We start from the raw sequence: 4,568 nt of genomic DNA on the forward strand, positions 1-4,568 counted from the left end.
CCTTGCCGACCTCGAGGCCGAGCACCGTGATCGGGTTGCCCTCGAACATGCCCGCGATATTGCGGAAGTCCGCGGTGATGTGCTGTGTGGGGGGGGGGGGGGGGCGGGGGGGGCTGTGCTGCGCTGTGGTGGCGGCCCCCCCCCCGCTTTGGCTCCGCCGGCGCCCCCCCCTACACAGCACATCACCGCGGACTTCCGCAATATCGCGGGCATGTTCGAGGGCAACCCGATCACGGTGCTCGGCCTCGAGGTCGGCAAGGTGGACAAGATCGTGCCCAAGGGGCAGTTCGTCGAGGTCCACATGGTCGTCAAGAGCGATGTGAAACTGCCGAAAGACCTTACGGCCGCACTGATCTCGCCGTCCATCGTCACCGATCGGCACATCGAACTCACCCCGCGCTACACCGGCGGGCCGACCCTGCCCGACAAGTCGCACCTGACCGTCGAGCAGACCCGCACGCCGGTCGAGCTGGACACGATGATCAAGACCATCGATCAGTTCGCCGACGCGCTCAAGCCCGCGCCGGGCGCCGCGGAGGGGCCGCTGTCGGGCACCCTGCTCTACGACATGGTCAACGGGCAGGGCGCCAAGATCCGCGACACCCTCAACGCCCTGTCCGGCGCGTTGAAGGTCGGCGTCGACAACAAGGACGCGGTCGCGAGCATCATCGTCAAGCTCAACGAGCTGACGACCATGCTGTCGGAGAACGATCAGTCGGTGCGCGACTTCAGCAACCAGGTCACGCAGATGACCTCGCTGCTCGCCGAGCAGTCCCCCGGCCTGCAGGCCACGCTCACCCAGATGAACGACTTCCTGAACAACACCAGCGGCGCGTTCACCCAGTACCAGGACCAGCTGGCGTCCAGCCTGACCGGGCTGACCGCGGTCACCGATCAGTTGCGCGCCAACGCCGCCGGTGTCACCGAGGTCGTCGATGTCGCGCCGCTGCTGCTGCAGAACATCGATCGGACGATGGACCGCCAGCGCGGCTTCATCCGGCTGCGCGGTGTGCTCGGCACCGCCCTGACGGGCGAGATCATCAGCGTGTTCTGCGAGCGCATCCAGATGCGCGCGGACGGCTGCCGGACCGGGAAGGTCGAAGATCTCGGTCCCGACCTCGGATTGACCGCGGCACTGATGGGAATGACGAAATGATTCCTCACCTGTCCCGACGGGCACGACACGCGGTGGTGGCGCTGGCGGCGTCGGTCGGTGTGCTGGCCACGGCGGGCTGCGGGCTGACGGTGGAGAAGGTGCCGCTGCCCAAGCCGGGCCTGCAGGGCGACACCTACACGCTGCACGCGGTGTTCACCAACGCGCTCAACCTGCCCGATCAGGCGAAGGTCAAGATCGGCGGTTCGGACATCGGGGTGGTCACCCACATCGAGACCAAGAACTTCCAGGCCGTCGTCGACCTGACGCTGCGCAAGGACATCGAACTGCCGAAGGGGTCGACCGCCGAACTGCGCCAGGCCACGCCGCTCGGTGACGTCTTCGTCGCGGTGTCCAAGCCCAAGTCCGAACCGGGCACGGCGATGCTGCAGGACGGCGACACGTTCACCCTGGAGCAGACCTCCGCCGGCGCCACCGTCGAGGAACTGCTGCTGTCGGTCTCGATGCTGTTCAACGGCGGCGGCATCGCGTCGCTGACCAAGCTCACCTCGGAACTGGATTCGGTGGTCGGCGGCCGCTCGGATCAGCTGGCCAACCTGCTGCGCCAGATGACCAGCGTGACAACGACACTGCACAGCAACAGCGAGCGCATCGACTCGACCCTCAGCGGCTTCGGCGCGCTCGCCGACACCATCGAGGCGCGGCACAACGAGCTGGGTCAGGTCGCCGACACGCTGCCGTCGATGATCGGCACCATCGCCGAGAACAACAAGCAGATCGGTGACCTGCTGACCAAGGTCTCGACCACCAGCGCGGCGCTGGGCGACTACGCGAACACGTCCACCGAGCAGCTGTCGAGCCTGCTCGACAACGTGCACAACTTGATGAGCGCGCTGGCGCAGACCCGCACCGACTTCGGTCCGCTGCTGGACGCCATGCACGAGATCCGCCCGGCGGTGGACGCGTCCTTCAAGGGCAACGTCCTCGCCGTCGCGGCGACCCTCACGCAGCTCGACATCGGCCTGATCACCGATCCGGCGCACAGCAAGTTCTACGACCTGCGCGACGCACAGGACATGGTGGGCAGCCTCATTCAGGTATTGCAGATCGTCCAGGGACGAGTGGGAGGCCACCGGTGAGCTGGCTGAAGCAGCACAAATTGCTGCTGTCGAGCGTGGGCCTGGTCGTCGTGTTCCTGGTCGGGGCGACGTACCTGCTGATCAGCGTGATGCGGGTGAATCCGGTGCGGCAGACCTACGTGGTCACCGTGGCGCTGGATCGCTCGGGCGGGCTGCAGCCGGGCAACGATGTGACGCTGCGCGGCTACCGCGTGGGCAAGGTGAACGACATCAAGCTGTCCGACCACGGCGCGGCGATCTCCGCCGAGGCCGAGATCGACAGCCGCTACCGCATCCCGGTCGACACCCGCGTGGCGGTGCAGGCCTTGTCCGGCGCCGGTGAGCAGTACATCGACTTCCGGCCGGAGACCGATCAGGGACCGTTCCTGGCCAACGGCGCGACGATCAAGTACGACCCGCAGAAGGTCACCACCCCGACCCCCGTGTGGTCGGTGCTCGACAACGCCAGCGCGTTCTTCGACCAGATCGACCCGGATCGCTTCACCACGATCCTGAACGAACTCGACGTCGCCCTGTCCGGCGGGCCCGACCAGATGCGCAGCATGATCGATGCGCTCAGCCTGGTCACCGCCGGTCTGGACAATCTGCTGCCGCAGACCACGAACCTGCTGGCGAACCTGCGCACGATCGCCGCCACGACCTCCAACGCGCAACCGGACCTGAGCACCCTGACCGCCAATTCGCAGACGCTGTTCAACCAGTTCAACGGCGCCAACGACGAATTGCGCAAGGTGCTCGACACCGCACCCGGCCAGATGCAACAGCTGGGGGCCGTGCTGGACAAGACCGCAGATCCGATCACCAGCCTGGCGACCAACTTCGCGGCCATCACCAAGGCGGCGCAGCTGCGGGTCCCGGCGCTGCGGGCGCTGTTCCCGTCGCTGGTCACCGGCGCGTCGGCGATCGGCGTCCCGGCGCACGACAACGAGTTCTACACCATTCTGGATATCTGGCCGCGCCCGTTCTGCGAGTACAACAACAAGCCGACCGCTCCCTACGTGATTCAGGACGGCTCGTTGCCGAAGTACAACTACTGCACCAACCCGCCGCCGGACCAGCAGATCCGCGGTTCGGCGAACGCGCCGCGGCCCGATGTGCCCAACAACGGTGCCCAGATGCCGGCGGGAGCCGATCCGAACGAGAGGACCCTGCCCCCGGTGCGGTGAGTGCACCCGGCCCGGCGGCAACACCGCCGGTGCGGGCATACTCGCTGACAGAATCCGTCGGTCCGGACGTATTCGGGCCGATCCGGCTACGCGGTGTGCCCAGCACGCCGGGAAAGTGACGCATCAGTTCATGTCCGATGAAGACGCTGCCAAGGACGACACGAATACCGACGCCGAGGCGAAGGCCGACGATGCTCGGCCGCAAGACAGCACCGACGCGGACGTGACGGCCAAATTCGAATCCGGCGGGGCGGAGGACAAGGCGGCCGCGAGTAAGCCTGCCGAGGACAAGCCTGCGGAGAGCAAGGCCGCGGAGACTGAACCTGCCGAGACCAAGGGCGCGGAGAGCAAGCCCGCCGCGGCCGAGACCGCGCAGGCGAAGCCCGCCGCCGCGGACGAGCCGACGGTGAAGCTGAGCCAGCCGAAGGCCGCGGCGGCCACCGCGGCCGCGCCGTCCGGCGGCAGTGGTCGCCCCAGCTGGTTGCCGATCGTCGCGGCCTTCGCCGCGGGCGTGCTGCTGGTCGCGGCGATCACCGCCGTGGTGGTGTTCGCTCTGCAGGCGAGCGACCGGGGCGGACAGCTGGACGCGCGAGACGAATCGACCGCGGCCGCCTGCGATTTCGGCCGCCAGGTCGGCACCTACGACGCGAAGAACTTCGACGACTACGTCAAGCGCGTGAAGGACCGGTCCACCGGCGACTGGGCGACACAGTTCGAGGCCGCCTCCTCCGCGCTGAAGGACATCACCACCCAGGCGCAGGCGCGCTCGGGGATCGACGAGATCCACTGCGCGTGGGAAAGCGGTGACGAGGACAAGGCCACCGTGATCATGCTCATCACGCAGAACCAGTCCAAGGCGGCGTCGCCGCAGCCGCAGCACATCACCATCGGTGTGGTGGCGACCATGGAGAAGAAGGGCGACAAGTGGCTGGCCTCCGGCTTCCAGTCGCCGATGATGAACGACATGGGTCCGGTCCCCGCGCCGGGCGGTGACCAGCCGGCGCCGGGCACCGGCGGGCAGCAGCCCGCACCCCAGCCGGGCGGCTAGATCGCTCGATCGTTACGGGGTGCCCCCCGGGAAGCCGGGGGGGCCCCCGGGGGTTGGGGTCAGGTGGTTGGGGTGCCGGCGGGGCGGGGGGGGGGGGGGCG

The 4,568-nt window shown here is 68.0% G+C and carries 4 protein-coding genes; all 4 read left to right on the plus strand.

Translation table 11 applies throughout. The features are described from left to right. The first annotated feature begins 211 nt into the window (after positions 1-211). The 4 genes from QH470_RS11495 (at position 212) to QH470_RS11510 (ending at position 4,467) form a co-directional block, all read left to right on the plus strand. Complete coding sequence (locus tag QH470_RS11495; RefSeq protein WP_280272303.1) at positions 212-1,156, plus strand: MCE family protein; 945 nt, start codon at positions 212-214, stop codon at positions 1,154-1,156. Beyond that, entirely contained in the window at positions 1,153-2,253 is a 1,101-nt protein-coding gene (locus tag QH470_RS11500) for an MCE family protein (RefSeq protein ID WP_280272301.1), read from the plus strand. The genes QH470_RS11495 and QH470_RS11500 overlap by 4 nt, the downstream gene beginning before the upstream one ends. After that, positions 2,250-3,419, plus strand: coding sequence for an MlaD family protein (locus tag QH470_RS11505; RefSeq protein ID WP_342213840.1), 1,170 nt, complete (start codon positions 2,250-2,252; stop codon positions 3,417-3,419). The genes QH470_RS11500 and QH470_RS11505 overlap by 4 nt, the downstream gene beginning before the upstream one ends. A gap of 130 nt (positions 3,420-3,549) precedes the next feature. Further along, a complete protein-coding gene (locus QH470_RS11510; protein ID WP_280272302.1) occupies positions 3,550-4,467 on the plus strand; it encodes a hypothetical protein in 918 nt (305 codons plus the stop codon). Positions 4,468-4,568 lie beyond the last annotated feature (101 nt).

Source organism: Nocardia wallacei (assembly GCF_029868745.1).
GTDB classification, from domain to species: domain Bacteria; phylum Actinomycetota; class Actinomycetes; order Mycobacteriales; family Mycobacteriaceae; genus Nocardia; species Nocardia wallacei_B.